Annotated in this window: 13 protein-coding genes; 2 read left to right on the top strand and 11 right to left on the bottom strand. The window is 68.1% G+C overall.

The features are described 5' to 3' along the window. Positions 1-6: 6 nt before the first annotated feature. From thrC to coxB, 10 genes are all read right to left on the bottom strand, one after another. Positions 7-1419, bottom strand: coding sequence for a threonine synthase (gene thrC / locus MFF24_RS12235; protein ID WP_238224681.1), 1413 nt, complete (start codon positions 1417-1419; stop codon positions 7-9). Positions 1420-1503: 84 nt separating this feature from the next. Beyond that, positions 1504-1917, bottom strand: a complete 414-nt coding sequence (locus tag MFF24_RS12240; RefSeq protein ID WP_108941086.1) for a DUF4864 domain-containing protein — start codon at positions 1915-1917, stop codon at positions 1504-1506. A gap of 89 nt (positions 1918-2006) precedes the next feature. Beyond that, a complete protein-coding gene (locus MFF24_RS12245) occupies positions 2007-2777 on the bottom strand; it encodes an SURF1 family protein (RefSeq protein ID WP_238224682.1) in 771 nt (256 codons plus the stop codon). Continuing rightward, entirely contained in the window at positions 2777-3151 is a 375-nt protein-coding gene (locus MFF24_RS12250) for a DUF983 domain-containing protein (RefSeq protein ID WP_238224683.1), read from the bottom strand. The genes MFF24_RS12245 and MFF24_RS12250 overlap by 1 nt, the downstream gene beginning before the upstream one ends. Positions 3152-3282: 131 nt before the next feature. Continuing rightward, the gene (locus MFF24_RS12255) at positions 3283-4140 is read right to left on the bottom strand and encodes a cytochrome c oxidase subunit 3 (protein WP_108941089.1); all 858 of its coding nucleotides are present in this window, start codon (positions 4138-4140) and stop codon (positions 3283-3285) included. Positions 4141-4284: 144 nt separating this feature from the next. Beyond that, positions 4285-4893, bottom strand: a complete 609-nt coding sequence (locus tag MFF24_RS12260; protein ID WP_108941090.1) for a cytochrome c oxidase assembly protein — start codon at positions 4891-4893, stop codon at positions 4285-4287. 12 nt (positions 4894-4905) lie between these two features. Beyond that, positions 4906-5070, bottom strand: coding sequence for a cytochrome c oxidase system small membrane protein (locus MFF24_RS12265; RefSeq protein ID WP_238224684.1), 165 nt, complete (start codon positions 5068-5070; stop codon positions 4906-4908). A gap of 8 nt (positions 5071-5078) precedes the next feature. Beyond that, on the bottom strand, positions 5079-6032 hold the full coding sequence (locus MFF24_RS12270; protein ID WP_108941091.1) for a heme o synthase: 954 nt from the start codon (positions 6030-6032) through the stop codon (positions 5079-5081). Positions 6033-6185: 153 nt separating this feature from the next. Further along, complete coding sequence (gene ctaD, locus MFF24_RS12275) at positions 6186-7814, bottom strand: cytochrome c oxidase subunit I (RefSeq protein ID WP_108941092.1); 1629 nt, start codon at positions 7812-7814, stop codon at positions 6186-6188. An 83-nt stretch (positions 7815-7897) separates the two neighbouring features. After that, a complete protein-coding gene (coxB, locus tag MFF24_RS12280; protein WP_108941093.1) occupies positions 7898-8737 on the bottom strand; it encodes a cytochrome c oxidase subunit II in 840 nt (279 codons plus the stop codon). A gap of 255 nt (positions 8738-8992) precedes the next feature. On the opposite strand from coxB, the gene fdhD reads away from it, so the two are divergent. Further along, complete coding sequence (fdhD, locus tag MFF24_RS12285) at positions 8993-9868, top strand: formate dehydrogenase accessory sulfurtransferase FdhD (RefSeq protein ID WP_238224685.1); 876 nt, start codon at positions 8993-8995, stop codon at positions 9866-9868. Between the two features lie 30 nt (positions 9869-9898). On the opposite strand, the gene MFF24_RS12290 is transcribed toward fdhD, so the two are convergent. Then, a complete protein-coding gene (locus MFF24_RS12290; RefSeq protein WP_238224687.1) occupies positions 9899-10954 on the bottom strand; it encodes a hypothetical protein in 1056 nt (351 codons plus the stop codon). 633 nt (positions 10955-11587) lie between these two features. Between MFF24_RS12290 and gltB the strand changes: the two genes are divergently transcribed. Next, positions 11588-16306: a glutamate synthase large subunit gene (gltB, locus tag MFF24_RS12295; RefSeq protein WP_238224690.1), complete on the top strand. Its 4719-nt coding sequence runs from the start codon at positions 11588-11590 to the stop codon at positions 16304-16306. Positions 16307-16420 lie beyond the last annotated feature (114 nt).

Genomic DNA, 16420 nt, shown 5'->3' on the forward strand with positions numbered 1-16420 from the left:
GTCACCTCAGGCGCCGCGGCTGATGCGGGCATGCTCCGTGATGTAGCGCTCGATCACGGCCTGATCATTGGCCAGATTCGCGACCGTTTCCGGGCGGGTCATCAGGTCGGCGAGGTGCGGCGGCAGCACAGGGCGTCCGCCGCCGGTCGCCTGCGAGACGGCGTCCGGGAACTTGGCCGGATGGGCGGTGGCGAGCGCCACCACCGGCGTCGCCGGATCCGTCTCGAGCAGCTTGCGGGCGGCGCGCACGCCGATGGCGCTGTGGGGGTCGAGCACCATGCCGGTCTTGCGGTAGGTGCCGGCGATCTCGTCCACCACGTCCGGCTCACGTACGGCCGCCGCGTCGAATTCCTCGCGCACACTCGCCAGCACCTCGGGACTGAGCGTGAAGCCGCCGGACTGCTTCAGGCCTGCCATCAGACGCCCGAGCGCCGAGGCGTCGCGGTCGAGCGCCTCGAACAGCAGCCGCTCGAAGTTCGACGAGATCTGGATGTCCATCGACGGCGAGGTGGTGGGCTGCACGCCGCGAGGCTCGTAGGCCCCGTGCTCCAGGGTGCGCGCCAGGATGTCGTTGGCGTTGGTGCCGATCATCAGCCGCTCGATCGGCAGGCCCATCCGCTTGGCGACCCAGCCGGCGAGGATGTCGCCGAAATTGCCGGTCGGCACCGCGAACGAAACCTTGCGATGCGGAGCGCCGAGCGCCACGGCGCTGGTGAAGTAGTAGACGGTCTGCGCCGCCACGCGGGCCCAGTTGATCGAGTTGACGCCGGAGAGCTTCACCCGGTCGGCGAAGTCGCCGTGCTGGAACATCGCCTTCACGATGTTCTGGCAATCGTCGAAATTGCCCTCGATCGCCAACGCGTGAACGTTGGGCGCGTTGACCGTCGTCATCTGCCGCCGCTGCACCTCCGACACGCGCCCGTGCGGAAACAGGATGAACACGTCGACCTGATCGAGCCCTTTGAAGGCCTCGACGGCCGCGCTGCCGGTATCGCCCGAGGTAGCGCCGACGATGGTGGCGCGCGTGCCCTTCTGGCGCAACACGTAGTCCATCAGCCGCCCGAGGAGCTGCATCGCCACGTCCTTGAACGCGAGCGTCGGCCCGTGAAACAGCTCCATCAGGAACAGGTTGTCGTCGATCTGCGTCAGTGGGCAGATCGCCGGATGGCGGAAGGTGGCGTAGGCCGCCTCGATCATGGAATCGAGTTCGGCGTCCGGAATCTCGCCGTCGATGAGCGGGCGCAGCACGCGCTTGGCGACCTCGGCGTAGCGCATCCCGGCAAAGCCCGCGATCGTGTCACGGCTGAGCTGCGGCCAGCTCTCGGGCACGTAGAGGCCGCCGTCGCGGGCGAGGCCGGCGAGCAGCGCATCGGAAAAGCTCAAGGGCGCGGCGGCGCCGCGGGTCGAGACGTGCAGCAAGGATGCCTCCGGGAAGGCGCCCCCTCTACACGATCGATTTCGCCATGTCGAAGCGGAGCCGGTGCCATTTCTTGCCCCGCGCGGTCAAACCCGCTCGCCCGGCGCCTTCTTCAACTGGCATCCGGTGATGCGCCACTGGCCGTCGGCCTGGCGCTGGAGCGTGTAGAGTGCCACCCAATCGAGGCCAGCCTCGTCCTGTAGGCTCACCCCTTGAGCGATCTCGTCCTCGGCCGTCTCCTGCACCGACTCGAAGCGGTAGCTGCGCGGACGCAGGACCGGTGCGTAGCCCTTCGCCACCATGGCGATGAAGGTCTCGGCCGAGGGAAACAGGTTGCGGATTTGCGGCGCGGCCTCGGCGTAGGCCGCCGGCGCATCGTTGCGGCGGAAGGCGTCGATCTGCCGCTCGATGGTGGCGCGGGCAGCACCGCGCGCCGCATCGTCGGACTGCGCCGCGCTCCCCGTCAGAACGAGGAAGAGGAGGCTGGCAACGGTGCGCATCGAACGGCACTCCGCGGAAATCCTGCCGCGGGAGGCTTTTCGTTCCCGCGTGGGATGCCGAGATCCCGGCACCACGCGAGCCAACGCCGTCAGCCGGCTTTCGGCTCCGCCGGATCGTGCCACCGCCGCCACGCGAAAACGGAGAAGACGCCGATCAGGCAGGCGGCGATGCCGAACCACGTGAAGGCGTATTGCAGGTGGTTGTTGGGCAGATCGACCCGGAGCTGCCCGCCGCGGGGCCAGCCGCCGGGGTTCGGCGTCGCGTCCGCCTCGATCAGGTAGGGGGCGACGTTCGTCAGCCCGCGGGCTTCACTGATACCGGGGATGTCGCGGGTGAACCACGCGTCGCGCTTCGGGTCGGATTCCGGCACGAATAGCCCACGCGCCTCGCTCGCCCGCAGCATACCGGTCACCGTCGCCTCGCCCGTCACCTGACCGGCGGCGCGGTCCTCGGGACGCTTCAGCTCGGTCGGGATGAAGCCGCGGTTGATCAGGATCGTCGTGCCGTCGTCGCGCCTGAGCGGCGTGAGGACGTAGAAGCCCTGGAGCGCCCGGCCGGGCTCGCCCGGCGCCAACCCGTGCACCAGGGTCTCCTTGTCGTGGAGGAAGGTGCCTCGCGCCCGGACGCGGCTGAACTCGTCGGCCCGCGCGTCCCAGGTGTCGAAGGGGGGCGGGGCGGCCGGCGGCTCGGCGTGCGAGCGCTCGATGATGCGGGCGATCAGGGCCTCCTTCTCGGCCTTCCGGGCCAGTTGCCAAAAACCGAGGCCGAGCAGGATCGCGAGGCAGATCAGGGCGGCGAGACCCGGCGCCCAGAGGCTGCGCAGGCGGGCGCTGCGCTCGTTCGCGGACAAAGCGGCCACTAGCGGAAGCGCCCCTGCTCGGCCTTGTTGGCAAACTGCACCGCCGCGAGCACGCCCTTGAGCGGGCGCACCAGAGCCAGGCTCAGGCCGATGGCGAGGCTGCCGGCCACGAGCGCGTGAAGCCAGACCGGCGGCTCGTAGGTGAACTCCATCCACAACGCCGTGCCGACGACGACGAAACCCGTGATCGACATCACGAAGAAGGCCGGCCCGTCCGCCGAGTCGAAGGCGGAGAAATCCTGGCCGCAGGCTTCGCAGGCCGGCTTGAAGGCGAGGAAGCCGCGGAACAGGTGGCCCTCGCCGCAGGCGGGGCAGCGCCCGCGCAAGCCTGTCGAAACCGGGGAGGGAGGCGGGCTCGTCGTCGCTCGGGTCACGGGTGACTCACTCGTTCTTTCCCCCCGGTATCAGAGATCCGGCGAGGCCCTGCACGTGAAAAAGGGCGGCTCACGCCGCCCTTCCGGGGTGCCGCCCGGTCGGGGCGGCGGATGCTCTGAGCTCGTCGGCCTTAATGGGCTCCGCCGCCGGCGCCCGCGCCCCACACGTAGATGGCGGCGAACAGGAACAGCCACACCACGTCGACGAAGTGCCAGTACCAGGCGGCGAATTCGAAGCCGAGATGCTGCTTGGGGGTGAAGTCACCCTGGTAGGTGCGCAGCAGGCAGACGGCGAGGAAGATCGTGCCGATGATGACGTGGGCGCCGTGGAAGCCCGTCGCCATGAAGAAGGTCGCCGAGTAGATCGAGCCCGAGAAGCCGAAATGGGCGTGGGCGTACTCGTAGGCCTGGCAGGCGGTGAACAGCACGCCGAGGATGATGGTGAGCCACAGGCCGTACTTCAGGCCCTTGCGGTCGCCGTGCAGCAGGGCGTGGTGGGCCCAGGTCACGGTGGTGCCGGAGGTGAGCAGGATCAGCGTGTTGAGCAGCGGCAGGTGCCAGGGATCGAACGCCTCGATGCCCTTGGGCGGCCACATGCCGCCGGTGAACTCGACGCGCTGGGGCTGGATCGGATCGGCCGTGTAGAGGGCGGCCTCGAAATAGGCCCAGAACCACGCCACGAAGAACATCACCTCGGAGGCGATGAACATGATCATGCCGTAGCGGTGATGGAGCTGGACGACGCGGGTGTGGTCGCCGGAATTGGCCTCGTGCGTAACGTCGCGCCACCACGACAGCATGGTGTAGAGCACGCCCAGCGTGCCGGCACCGAACACGTAGGGGCCGATGGCGAGGCCGCCGGCGGAGAGACCCTTCATCCAGAAGACGGCGCCGAAAGCCATCAGGAACCCGGAGAACGCGCCCAGCAGCGGCCACGGGCTCGGGTTGATGATGTGGTAATCGTGGTTCTTGGCGTGCGCCCCGGCCATCGCGATGGTTCTCCCTAAGCCCTTGCCCGTCACCGCCTGACGGCCGGGCTCTGTTGCCTTGGAGGTCCGGCGGGACCGGACCTCGGTTGAAACCCCTCTATCGCGGCGCCCGAGCCATTGTCACGCTTAGGGCCCCGCGATCCCTCAAAAATTGCGCGTAGGTGCGGGCTTGGCCGCTTCCGCCACCGGCGCACCGTTCTTCGAGGGGTAGTAGGTGTAGGACAGCGTCATCTCCGAGAGGGTGCCGATGTCCGGATCCTTGCGCAGGGCCGGATCGACGTAGAACACCAGCGGGAATTCGGCCGACTCGCCCGGCTGCAGCGTGTGCTCGTCGAAGCAGAAGCACTGCACCTTGACGAAGTAGCTGCCCATCAAGTCCGGCTGCACGTTGAACACGGCGATGCCGGCCGTGGGCGCGGGGCCGGTATTGGTCACCTTGAAGAACACGGTCGCCGTCTGGCCGGGCACCGCCTCGACCCGCGACTGCTCCGGCTGGAAGCGCCAGGATAGGGCTTTGGCGACGTTGGTGTCGAAGCGGACCGAGATCGGCGCCAGGGCCTCACCCGTTGGGGCAGAGGGTGCGGCGCCGACGAGCGGGGTGCCGCCGTAGCCGGTCGCCTTGCAGAACATGGAGTAGAGCGGTGCCGAGACGGCCGCGAGGCCACCCATGCCGAGCACGACGCCGGCGCAGGCCAACACGGTCCAACGGGCGCCGCGCGCCGCTTGGCTTTGCCTCTCGCTCGTATCCGTCATCGGTTTACGCCCTCAGAGCGGCCGCTGCAGGACCTGCGGCCCGAGCTTCGCGATCGTCAGCACGAAGAAGATCAGCACCAGGGCGCCCAGCGTCAGGGCGATGGCGATCGAGCGCTTGCGGCGGGTCTTGACCTCTTCCGGCGTCAGCGGACGCACGCCTTCCGGCAGATCGGACATCACCGGCCTCACGCCACGACCGCACGGAACAGTCCGAGCCCCTGCTCGGCGAGCAGCGCCGAGAAGAGCAGGAACAGGTAGAGGATCGAGAAGGCGAACAGGCCCATCGCCGCCTTGCGCTCGGGCTCACCCTCGCGCAGCCGGTAGACCTGCACCGCGCCCGCCAGCATGCCGAGGCCACCGAGCACGCCGACGACGGCGTAGAGCCAACCGCCGAAGCCGAGCCAGACCGGAACGAGGGCGAGCGGGGCGAGCAGGAGGGAGTACCAGACGATCTGGCGACGGGTGGAATCGGGGCCGGCGACGTTCGGCATCATCGGGATGCCGGCGCGGGCATATTCACCACTCTTGACCAGCGCCAGCGCCCAGAAATGCGGCGGCGTCCAGATGAAGATGATCGCGAACAGGACCAGCGACTCGATGCCGACATGGCCGGTCACGGCCGCCTGACCCACCACCGGGGGGAGGGCGCCGGCGGCACCGCCGATGACGATGTTCTGCGCGGTCGCCCGCTTCAGCCACATCGAATAGATCACGGCGTAGAAGACGATGGTGAAGGCAAGGAGCCCCGCAGCCAGCCAGTTGGAGGCCAGCCCGAGGATCAGCACCGAGCCGACCGAGAGCACGACGCCGAAGGTCAGCGCCTCGTCGGGGCGGATGCGCCCGTCCGGGATCGGCCGCTTGGCGGTGCGGGTCATCAGCGCGTCGATGTCGGCATCCCACCACATGTTGAGGCAGCCGGACGCACCGGCCCCGACGGCGATCATCAGCAGCGAGATCGCGGCGATGACCGGGTTCACGGTGGCATCCGACACCACCATGCCGACGAGCGCGGTGAAGATGACGAGCACCATCACCCGCGGCTTGAGCAGGGCGAAGAAGTCGGAGACTTCGCCACCCGCGGCGGAGTTGAGCGACACGCGGCCGGCGTCGGCGCTCAGGCTGTTCGACAGGCTCGTCATGGAAACCGTGATCTGACGCTTGTTCTGTTGGTCTCGGATCGCGCCGTTCTCGGCGCCGCCCTTTGCGGGAGGCCTCACTCAAGCGATGAGGCCACCGGGAAAGAGCGAGGACCGCCTGAAGCGGTCCTCGCGATCCTTGTTGTCTCGACCGCCTTAGTGGGCCGGCTCGTCGACGATCTTGGGGAGCGTCTCGAACTGGTGGAAGGGCGGCGGCGAGGACAGGGTCCACTCCAGGGTGGTGGCACCCTCGCCCCACGGATTGTCCGCGGCGCGGGTCTTGGAGCGGAAGGCCAGCACGATGCCGATCACAAACACCACCATGCTGAGGGCGAAGACGTGACCGCCGAGCGTCGCGACCTTGTGCCAGCCGGCAAACGCCTCCGGATAGTCGGCGTAGCGACGCGGCATGCCGGCGAGACCCAGGAAGTGCATCGGGAAGAACAGGACGTTCGCACCGATGAAGGCCAGCCAGAAGTGCAGCTTGCCCGCCCATTCCGGGATGACGTGACCGGTCATCTTCGGGAACCAGTAGTAGACACCGGCGAAGATGATGAACACGGCGCCGAGCGAGAGCACGTAGTGGAAGTGCGCCACGACGTAGTAGGTGTCGTGCAGGTACTTATCGACCGAGGAGTTCGCGAGCACGACGCCGGTGACGCCGCCGACCGTGAACAGGAAGATGAAGCCCACCGCCCAGTGCATCGCCGCGGTGAAGCGGATCGAACCGCCCCACATCGTCGCGATCCAGGAGAAGATCTTCACGCCGGTCGGCACCGCGATCACCATGGTCGCGAAGACGAAGTAGGACTGCGTCTGGAGCGACAGGCCGACGGTGTACATGTGGTGCGCCCACACGACGAAGCCGACGACGCCGATGGCGACCATGGCGTAGGCCATGGCGAGGTAGCCGAAGACGGGCTTGCGCGAGAAGGTGGCGATGATGTGCGAGACGATGCCGAAGGCCGGCAGGATCATCACGTACACCTCGGGGTGGCCGAAGAACCAGAACAGGTGTTGGTAGAGCACCGGATCGCCGCCGCCGGCCGGATCGAAGAAGGTGGTGCCGAAGTTACGATCGGTGAGCAGCATCGTGATCGCGCCGGCGAGAACCGGGAGCGACAGGAGCAGCAGGAAGGCGGTGACGAGCTCGGCCCAGGCGAACAGCGGCATCTTGTGCAGCGTCATGCCGGGGGCGCGCATGTTGAGGATGGTGGTGATGAAGTTGATCGCGCCGAGGATCGAGCCCGCACCGGCGAGGTGGAGCGAGAAGATCGCGAAATCGACCGCCGCGCCCGGATGGCCAGCCGAGGAGGAGAGCGGCGGGTAGACGGTCCAGCCGGTGCCGGCACCGGACGATCCCGGCGAGCCTTCCACGAAGAGCGAGCAGAGCAGGCACGCGAAGCCCGACACCGTCAGCCAGAACGAGATGTTGTTCATCCGCGGGAAGGCCATGTCCGGCGCGCCGATCATCAGCGGGACGAACCAGTTGCCGAAGCCGCCGATGAGGGCGGGCATCACCATGAAGAACACCATGATGAGGCCGTGGCCGGTGACGAACACGTTGTAGGTCGCCGGGTTGGAGAAGTACTGGAGCCCCGGCTCTTCCATTTCCATACGGATGCCGAAGGACAGGAACGCGCCGATGATGCCCGCCATGAAGGCGAAGATCAGGTAGAGCGTGCCGATGTCCTTGTGGTTCGTCGAGAGGAACCAGCGGGCGAAAAAGGAGGGCTTGTGGTCGTGGTGGGCGTCATGCCCGGCATGTGCTGTGGCGGTGGCCATCGATCCTTGCCTTAATCAGATGTCTGTCGCCTCTGGCGAATGAAGGATCGGCCGGGACAGGGGCGCCCCGGCCCGATGAAGCGTCAGCGGGCGTCCGCGAGGCGGGCACCGTTGTCGATGGCGGCGTACTTGGTCTTCGCCTCGGTCAGCCACTCGGCATAGGCCTGCTCGCTGACCACGCGCACGGTGATCGGCATGTAGGCGTGACGGGCGCCGCAGAGCTCGGAGCACTGGCCGTAATAGGTGCCCTCGCGGTCGGCCTTGAACCACCACTGGTTCAGGCGACCGGGAATCGCGTCGATCTTGCCGCCGAAGGAGGGGATCGCCCAGGAGTGGATCACGTCCTCGGAGGTGACCTGCACCTTCACGATCTTGCCGACCGGAACGACCATGTCGTTGTCGGTGGCGAGAAGCTTCGGCTGCTGCTCCTCATCGACGTTGGCGTCGAAGGTGAAGCCGCCCTTGTCGCCCTCGGCCGGGTAGACGTAGGACCAGTACCACGCGTGGCCGACCACCTTGACGACGACGTCGGCCTTCGGATCCGAGAGCTGCGTGCGCAGGGTGCGGAACGAGGGGATCGCCACCGCCACGAGGATCAGGACCGGGATGATGGTCCAAGCCACCTCGATGGCCGTGTTGTGCGTGGTGCGCGACGGCGTGGGGTTCGCCTTCTCACTGAACTTGAAGATGCAGTAGAGAATGAGGGCGAGAACGAAGACCGAGATGGCGAAGGCGAGCCAGTGCAGCCCGTGCTCGAAGTTGAGGAGATCGACGGCCTCGGCCGTGACCGGGACCTGACGGCTCATCTGCCACGGCTCGGGCTGGCCGACACCGGCCGCGAGAGCGGAGGAGGACGAACCGAGGAGGGCGCCGAATGCGGCGAGCCCCCACGATGACCGATATTGCGCCTGCGTCGTCCGCATATCCCCGCTTGGCTCCCCTGATGCCTATGGTTTGTTTGCCCTTGAATTTGCCGACGAGCGTCGCAAATCCGAGGACTGCCCGACCTTGTCGCGGGCCTTGCCGGTTCCGGCGGGACCGTGTCGCTGCCGGATGGGCGGTTGCGACGTAGAACCATACTGATCGTAAAACCGCAACCGCAACAGCACGCCCAAGCGTCGCTTGGACGCGGTATCAGGCTTGCGCCACGAGCAATTTGGCTGCCTCTGGGGATACGGATGCAGGATTTCAGCCGGAAACCTGAAGATGACTTTCGCGGGGAGGGTCCCGCGACGTCGGTCAAGGTCGGAACCCTCGTCGTCGCCTACGATGCGCCCGAGGCCCGGCCCGACGCCCGGGCGCTTGCCGTCGAGATGCCCGTCAACGTCGTCTACGGCACCGTGCCCTACGCGGTGATGATGCTCACGCCGTCCGACCTCGAAGATTTCGCCTACGGCTTCAGCCTCACCGAAGGCGTGATCGAATCCCCCGACGAGATCCGCGGCGTCACCGTCGAGCCTGCCGAGGGCGGCTTGCGGCTTCTCGTCGATCTTGCCCCAGGGCGGCTGCGCGAGCATCTCGCCCGCAAGCGCGCGATCAGCGGCCGCACCGGCTGCGGCGTCTGCGGCATCGAGGATCTCGCCGCCCTACCGACCGCCAAGACGCGCTCCGGCCAAGGCTCGCATAAAGGTCCGCAGGTGACGTTGTCGGCGATCCAGGCGGCACTGACGGCACTGTTCGACCGCCAGACCCTCAACCGGGAGACCCGCGCGGTCCATGCCGCGGGTTGGGCGGGGCTCGACGGATCTCTGCTGGCGGTGCGTGAGGATGTCGGCCGCCACAATGCTCTGGATAAGTGCATCGGCGCGCTGCTGCGCGAGGGCGTGCGGCCGGACGAGGGCTTCCTCGTCATCACCAGCCGCTGCTCCTTCGAGATGGCGGAGAAGGCCGCGACGCTCGGCGCCTCGGTTCTGGTGGCGATCTCCGCTCCGACCTCGCTCGCCATCGAGCGGGCGCGCTGCCACGACATGACGCTGTGCGCCATCGCCCGCTCCGACACGCTCACCGTGTTCTCGGGTCGCGAGCGGCTCGTTCTGACCGGGGAGGGCGGCTGAACCATCGCCCCCGCCGCAGCCGATACCGCCTCAGTCGGCGGCGCCGGCCTCGCCGGTGCCGCCGGGAACGACCGTCGCCCCGCCGATCACCCGGACGTTCTTGCGCGGGCCGTCGACCGGCGGATCCTGCCAGCCCTTGCCCGCGGCCGGCGCAGGCTTGGACTCGGCGGACTTGGTGGGCTCCTTCGCGACCTCACCGGTCGCATCCTTGGCAGGTTCGGGCCTGACGGATTCCTTGGCCGGCTCCGGCCGCGCCGCATTCGCTTTCGGCTCGACTGCCCTGGCCTCCTTCGCATCTGGTTTCGCCGGCTCTGATCTGGCGGCTGGCGTCATCGCGGAGGATCCAGCGGGGCTGGAACCGAGGGAGGGTTCCGGAGCGGTCGGTGCGATTCGTGCCTGGGACGGGAGCTTGGGCGTCGGCGCAGTCTTGGCGGCCGCGCGACGCGGCGTCTCGGAACGAGCGACCGCGACCGGATTGACGCCGAGGGGATTGGCCTCCGGCCGCGGCGTCGGCGGCACACGTTCGATGCGGGCCTCGCGGGGCGCCGCCCGCTCGCTCCCGAGGGGTGCATTGCGCAGGCCGGGCACCGAGGGGATGTCGGCGGGCGGCACGATGCGCTCCGCCTCACGGATCGGGCGGCGCGGGCGCATGTCGTCCTCGGTCCAGCCGTAGCCGGGCGCCGCCGGCCGGACGCGCTCCGAGGGATAATAGACGCCGCCGAGCGGCTCGCGCCCGATCACGTCGCCCTCGCGGCCATCGACCACGAGCCGCAGCCGCTGGCCGCGCGGGCTCGTCGCCTCGACGCGGTAGTGGCGCCCGTCGTAACGGGGGCGGGCGATCTCGGTGAAGCCGCGGTCGCGCAGCTCGTCGACGACCTCGCGCGGCGGCAGCAGGCCGTCCTCCTCGAAGTAGACAGCCCGCGGCGGACCGTAGACCTCGCGGTAGAAGCCCTGAGCGGCAGCGCCCTGCAGACACGCTCCGGTCAGGAACAGGGCGGTCAGACCGAATCCGAGTCCGCGACGCAGCGCCGCTCCCTCGCGGCGACCGAGGGCACGAGGGCCGAAGACATGACGGCTCGAAGCCATAGGACCTCTCGAACCAAGCTGACTGTGAAGGAAGGTCCCGGGAGCCCGCTGTTGACCGCGGGTCCCCCGGCGTCACGGCAGACGCGATCCCCGCATTCCCTCCGTGTCGGCAACGTTTTCTAAACGATTGAATGGGGCGAGATTGCGGACCGGCTCGGAACCTGCCACGGGCATCGAAAGGTTTCCGTGCGGCCGGACACGCTGCGCCTGGCGTACCGAGAGCCGAGCCTCGGCTGCGCTGCGCGAAGTCAAGGCATGTTCAAAAGGCTGGCGGTGGCGGCCGACGGCCCCTTGCTGGAATGAATGAAATCTGGCAACGTCCCCCTATAGGACAGCAAGACTGTCCCATTTGTCGCGCTTACCTTTCGTCGTGCTTGGCCGTCGGGCGAGCTTTGGGGATTCATCACGTGATCGACGTGACGTCCGAACGAGCTGATAAACCGGCGATCGCCAAGGCGATCCGGGCGAACGCCGGCTGAACAGGCCGGGGTTTCAGCCCGCGGGTTGGCGGGCGGTTCCGGCAGGAAGAACCCCACCAGACCCGACTTGAAAACGATGGCGCCGGCCCGGTCACCGATGGTGTTCGGGCATGAAACATGCTCGCGTGCGGGCAGGGTCGGAGATCTGCGGACGATGCAAGAAATCCCGTCTGAACTGTCGGTGCCGGCCGTGATCGGCGAGAAGGCCGCCCCGTCGCGGGCCGGCGCCGCGCCGCTGATTCTGCGCGATCCGGCGCTGCCGCGGGCGCAGGGCGCCTACGATCCGGCCCACGAGCGCGATGCCTGCGGCGTCGGGTTCGTCGCGGACATGCATGACCGGCGCAGCCACACCATCGTCCAGCAGGGTCTCAAGATCCTGGAGAACATCGACCACCGCGGCGCGGTCGGTGCCGATCCGACCATGGGCGACGGCTGCGGCATCCTCACCCAGATCCCGCACGGCTTCTTCTCGGAGGAATGCTCGCGCCTCGGCTTCGAGCTGCCGCCGGCCGGCCAGTACGCCATCGGCCAATTCTTCATGCCGAAGGAGGCGGACGCCCGCGCCGCCATCGAGGCGATCGTCGAGAAGACGCTCGGCGACGAGGGCCTGCCGCTGCTCGGCTGGCGCGACGTGCCCGTCGACTCGACCGATCTCGGCAAGGCCGTGAAGGAGACCGAGCCGCATCACCGTCAGGTCTTCATCGGTTGCCCGGCGAGCATCACCGACCAGGATGCCTTCGAGCGGCGTGTCTACATCGCCCGCAAGGTGATCTCGAACCAGGTCTACGGCCTCGACGACGCGCGGGCGAAGACCTTCTACCCCGTCTCGGTGTCGAGCCGGACGATCGTCTACAAGGGCATGGTGCTCGTGCACCAGCTCGGCCACTACTATCTCGACCTGAAGGACACCCGCTTCGTCTCGGCGCTGGCGCTCGTCCACCAGCGCTTCGCCACCAACACCTTCCCGACCTGGCGCCTGTCGCACCCCTACCGGATGGTCGCGCATAACGGCGAGATCAACACGCTGCGCGGCAACGTGAACTGGATGGCCGCGCGCCAGGCCAGCGTCGATTCGGAGCTGTTCGGAAACGACATCTCGAAGCTCTGGCCGATCTCGTACGAGGGCCAGTCCGACACCGCCTGCTTCGACAACGCGCTCGAATTCCTCGTGCAGGGCGGCTACTCGCTCGCCCACGCGATGATGATGCTCATCCCCGAGGCCTGGGCGGGCAACCCGCTGATGGGCGAGGAGCGGCGCGCCTTCTACGAGTACCACGCCGCGCTGATGGAGCCGTGGGACGGCCCCGCCGCGGTCGCCTTCACCGACGGCCGCCAGATCGGCGCCACGCTGGACCGCAACGGTCTGCGTCCCGCCCGCTACATCGTCACCGATGACGGCCTCGTCGTGCTCGCCTCCGAGATGGGCGTGCTGCCGATCCCGGACGAGAAGATCGTCCAGTCCTGGCGCCTGCAGCCGGGCCGGATGCTGCTGATCGATCTCGAGAAGGGCCGCATCGTCTCCGACGAGGAGATCAAGGGCGAACTCGCCTCGGCGCACCCCTATGCCGAGTGGGTGAAGAACACCCAGATCGTGCTGGAGGAGCTGCACCCGATCAGCCCGCGCGCCTCGCGCACGGACGTGTCGCTGCTCGATCGCCAGCAGGCCTTCGGCTACACCCAGGAAGACCTCAAGCTGCTCATGGCCCCAATGGCCGTGACCGGCCAGGAGGCGGTCGGCTCGATGGGCTCGGACACGCCGCTCTCGGCGCTCTCCGATAAGCCCAAGCTGCTCTACACCTACTTCAAGCAGAACTTCGCGCAGGTCACCAACCCGCCGATCGATCCGATCCGCGAGGAGGCCGTGATGAGCCTCGTCTCGTTCATCGGCCCGCGCCCGAACCTGCTCGACATGGAGGGTGCCTCGCGCCGCAAGCGGCTCGAGGTGCGCCAGCCGATCCTGACGAACGGCGACCTCGAGAAGATCCGCTCGATATCGCATTTCGAGGACCGCTTCGACACCCGGACGCTCGACATCACCTACGCGGCCGAGTCCGGCGCGGCGGCGATGGAGGGTGCGCTCGACCGCCTGTGCGACCGGGCCGAGGTCGCGGTGCGCGGCGGCTACAACATCATCATCCTGTCGGACCGCATGGTCGGGCCGGACCGCATCCCGATCCCGGCGCTGCTGGCGACCGCAGCCGTCCACAACTACCTGATCCGCAAGGGGCTGCGCACCTCGGTCGGCCTCGTGGTCGAGTCGGGCGAGCCGCGCGAGGTGCATCATTTCGCGTGCCTGGCCGGCTACGGCGCGGAGGCCGTGAACCCCTACCTCGCCTTCGAGACGCTGGTCGCGATGAAGGACGAGTTCCCGCCGGACCTCACCAACGACGAGATCATCTACCGCTACATCAAGTCGATCGATAAGGGTCTGCTCAAGGTCATGTCCAAGATGGGCATCTCGACCTACCAGTCGTATTGCGGCGCGCAGATCTTCGACGCGATCGGCCTGAACTCCGACTTCGTGGCCAAGGACTTCTTCGGCACGGCGACGACCGTCGAGGGCATCGGCATGGCCGAGGTGGCCCAGGAGACGGTCCTGCGCCACCAGGACGCGTTCGGCGACGCCCCGATCTACCGCAACGCGCTCGATGTCGGCGGCGAGTACGCCTATCGGCTCCGCGGCGAGACCCACACCTGGACACCCGACACAGTGGCCACGCTGCAGCACGCGGTGCGCCTCGGCGCGGTCGAGCGCTACCGCGAATACGCCCGGCTGGTGAACGAGCAGGAGAACCACCTCAAGACCCTGCGCGGCCTGTTCCGGATCAAGACCGCGGCCGATCTCGGCCGCGCGCCGGTCGACATCGCGGCGGTCGAGCCGGCCGCCGAGATCGTCAAGCGCTTCGCCACGGGCGCCATGTCCTACGGGTCGATCTCGAAGGAGGCGCACGAGACGCTCGCCATCGCGATGAACTCGTTCGGCGGCCGCTCGAATTCGGGTGAGGGCGGCGAGGAGCCGCGCCGGTTCGTCACCGGCCCGGACGGTCGCTCGCGCCGCTCCGCCATCAAGCAGGTGGCCTCGGGCCGCTTCGGCGTCACGACCGAGTACCTCGTCAACGGCGACATGGTGCAGATCAAGGTCGCGCAGGGCGCCAAGCCCGGCGAGGGCGGTCAGCTGCCCGGCCACAAGGTCGACGCCAAGATCGCCAAGGTCCGCTACGCGACGCCGGGCGTCGGCCTGATCTCTCCGCCGCCGCACCACGACATCTACTCGATCGAGGATCTGGCTCAGCTCATCTTCGACCTGAAGAACGTGAACCCGGCGGCCGACATCTCGGTCAAGCTCGTCTCCGAGGTCGGCGTCGGCACGGTTGCGGCGGGCGTCGCCAAGGCGCGCGCCGACCACATCACGATCTCGGGCTTCGACGGCGGCACCGGCGCGGCCCCGCTCACCTCGATCAAGCACGCGGGCGGTCCCTGGGAGACGGGTCTGGCCGAGACGCAGCAGACGCTGGTGATGAACGGGCTGCGCGGCCGCGTCGCGCTCCAGGCCGACGGCGGCATCCGCACCGGCAAGGATGTGATGATCGCCGTGCTGCTCGGCGCCGATCAGATCGGCTTCTCGACCGCGCCGCTGATCGCGGCCGGCTGCATCATGATGCGCAAGTGCCATCTCAACACCTGCCCGGTGGGCGTCGCCACTCAGGACCCGGTGCTGCGCAAGCGCTTCAAGGGCACGCCGGAGCACGTCATCAACTACTTCTTCTTCGTGGCCGAAGAGCTGCGGGAGCTGATGGCGGCGATGGGCTTCACGCGGCTGGAGGATCTGATCGGCCGCTCCGACCTTCTCGACAAGCGCGAGGCGATCGAGCACTGGAAGGCCCGCGGCCTCGACTTTTCGAAGCTGTTCCACCGGCCCGACGTGGGTCCGGAGGTGGCGATCCGGCATGTCGAGACGCAGCACCACCCGATCGACACGGTGCTCGACCGCCGCCTGATCGCGGGTGCCGAGCGCGCCCTCGAGACCGGCGAGCCGGTCGTGCTCACCGACGTGATCCGCAATTCGGATCGCGCCGCGGGCGCCATGCTCTCCGGCGCGGTCGCCAAGAAGTACGGCCATGACGGCCTGCCCGACGACACCATCGTGGTGAAGCTGAACGGCACCGCCGGCCAGAGCTTCGGCGCGTGGCTCGCCGCCGGCGTCACCCTCGATCTGACCGGTCACGGCAACGACTATGTCGGCAAGGGCCTGTCGGGCGGCAAGCTGATCATCCGTCCGAGCGACGCGCTGAAGGCGCCGCCCGCGCGCACGATCATGGCCGGCAATACCGTGCTCTACGGGGCGATCGCGGGCGAGTGCTACATCCGGGGTGCGGCGGGCGAACGCTTCGCCGTGCGCAACTCGGGCGCCATCACGGTGGTCGAGGGCATGGGCGACCATGGCTGCGAGTACATGACCGGCGGCGTCGTGGTCTCGATCGGCGTAACGGGCCGCAACTTCGCGGCGGGCATGTCCGGCGGCATCGCCTACGTGCTCGACGAGGACGGCTCGTTCCGCGACCGCTGCAACCTGTCGATGGTCGATCTGGAGCCGGTGGAGGAAGAGGACGACATCATGCGCCGCTTCCACCAGGACGGCGACCTGGAGACCAAAGGCCGGGTCGACATCCTCGCCGACATGTCGGGCCACGACGAGGAGCGGTTGTCGCAGCTTCTGACGAACCACCTGAAGTACACGGGTTCGCCCAAAGCCAAGCAGATCCTCGACGACTGGCCGGGCTACCGCACCAAGTTCGTCAAGGTGATGCCGGTCGAGTACCGCCGGGCCCTGCGCGAGATGGAAATGGCGCGCATGCCGGTGGCGGCGGAGTAGCCAGACGTCACACGGCTGCGTTCTTTCGCGCCATACGGTCGGCGACACGGGCCGCCGACCGCCTCACAGCGATACGGACAGACGGCAAGGCCGCGTGGTCGAGGGATCCGCGCC

Origin of the sequence: Methylorubrum aminovorans (assembly GCF_022179725.1) — a bacterium.
In the GTDB taxonomy this organism is placed as follows: Bacteria; Pseudomonadota; Alphaproteobacteria; order Rhizobiales; family Beijerinckiaceae; genus Methylobacterium; species Methylobacterium aminovorans.

Bases quoted from the DNA above. Each gene is read 5' to 3' on its own strand.
- MFF24_RS12240 (WP_108941086.1), bottom strand. From the start codon at position 1,917: ATGCGCACCGTTGCCAGCCTCCTCTTCCTCGTTCTGACGGGGAGCGCG.
- MFF24_RS12255 (WP_108941089.1), bottom strand. From the start codon at position 4,140: ATGGCCGGGGCGCACGCCAAGAACCACGATTACCACATCATCAACCCG.
- MFF24_RS12260 (WP_108941090.1), bottom strand. From the start codon at position 4,893: ATGACGGATACGAGCGAGAGGCAAAGCCAAGCGGCGCGCGGCGCCCGT.
- MFF24_RS12265 (WP_238224684.1), bottom strand. From the start codon at position 5,070: ATGTCCGATCTGCCGGAAGGCGTGCGTCCGCTGACGCCGGAAGAGGTC.
- MFF24_RS12270 (WP_108941091.1), bottom strand. From the start codon at position 6,032: ATGACGAGCCTGTCGAACAGCCTGAGCGCCGACGCCGGCCGCGTGTCG.
- ctaD (WP_108941092.1), bottom strand. From the start codon at position 7,814: ATGGCCACCGCCACAGCACATGCCGGGCATGACGCCCACCACGACCAC.
- coxB (WP_108941093.1), bottom strand. From the start codon at position 8,737: ATGCGGACGACGCAGGCGCAATATCGGTCATCGTGGGGGCTCGCCGCA.
- fdhD (WP_238224685.1), top strand. From the start codon at position 8,993: ATGCAGGATTTCAGCCGGAAACCTGAAGATGACTTTCGCGGGGAGGGT.
- MFF24_RS12290 (WP_238224687.1), bottom strand. From the start codon at position 10,954: ATGGCTTCGAGCCGTCATGTCTTCGGCCCTCGTGCCCTCGGTCGCCGC.
- gltB (WP_238224690.1), top strand. From the start codon at position 11,588: ATGCAAGAAATCCCGTCTGAACTGTCGGTGCCGGCCGTGATCGGCGAG.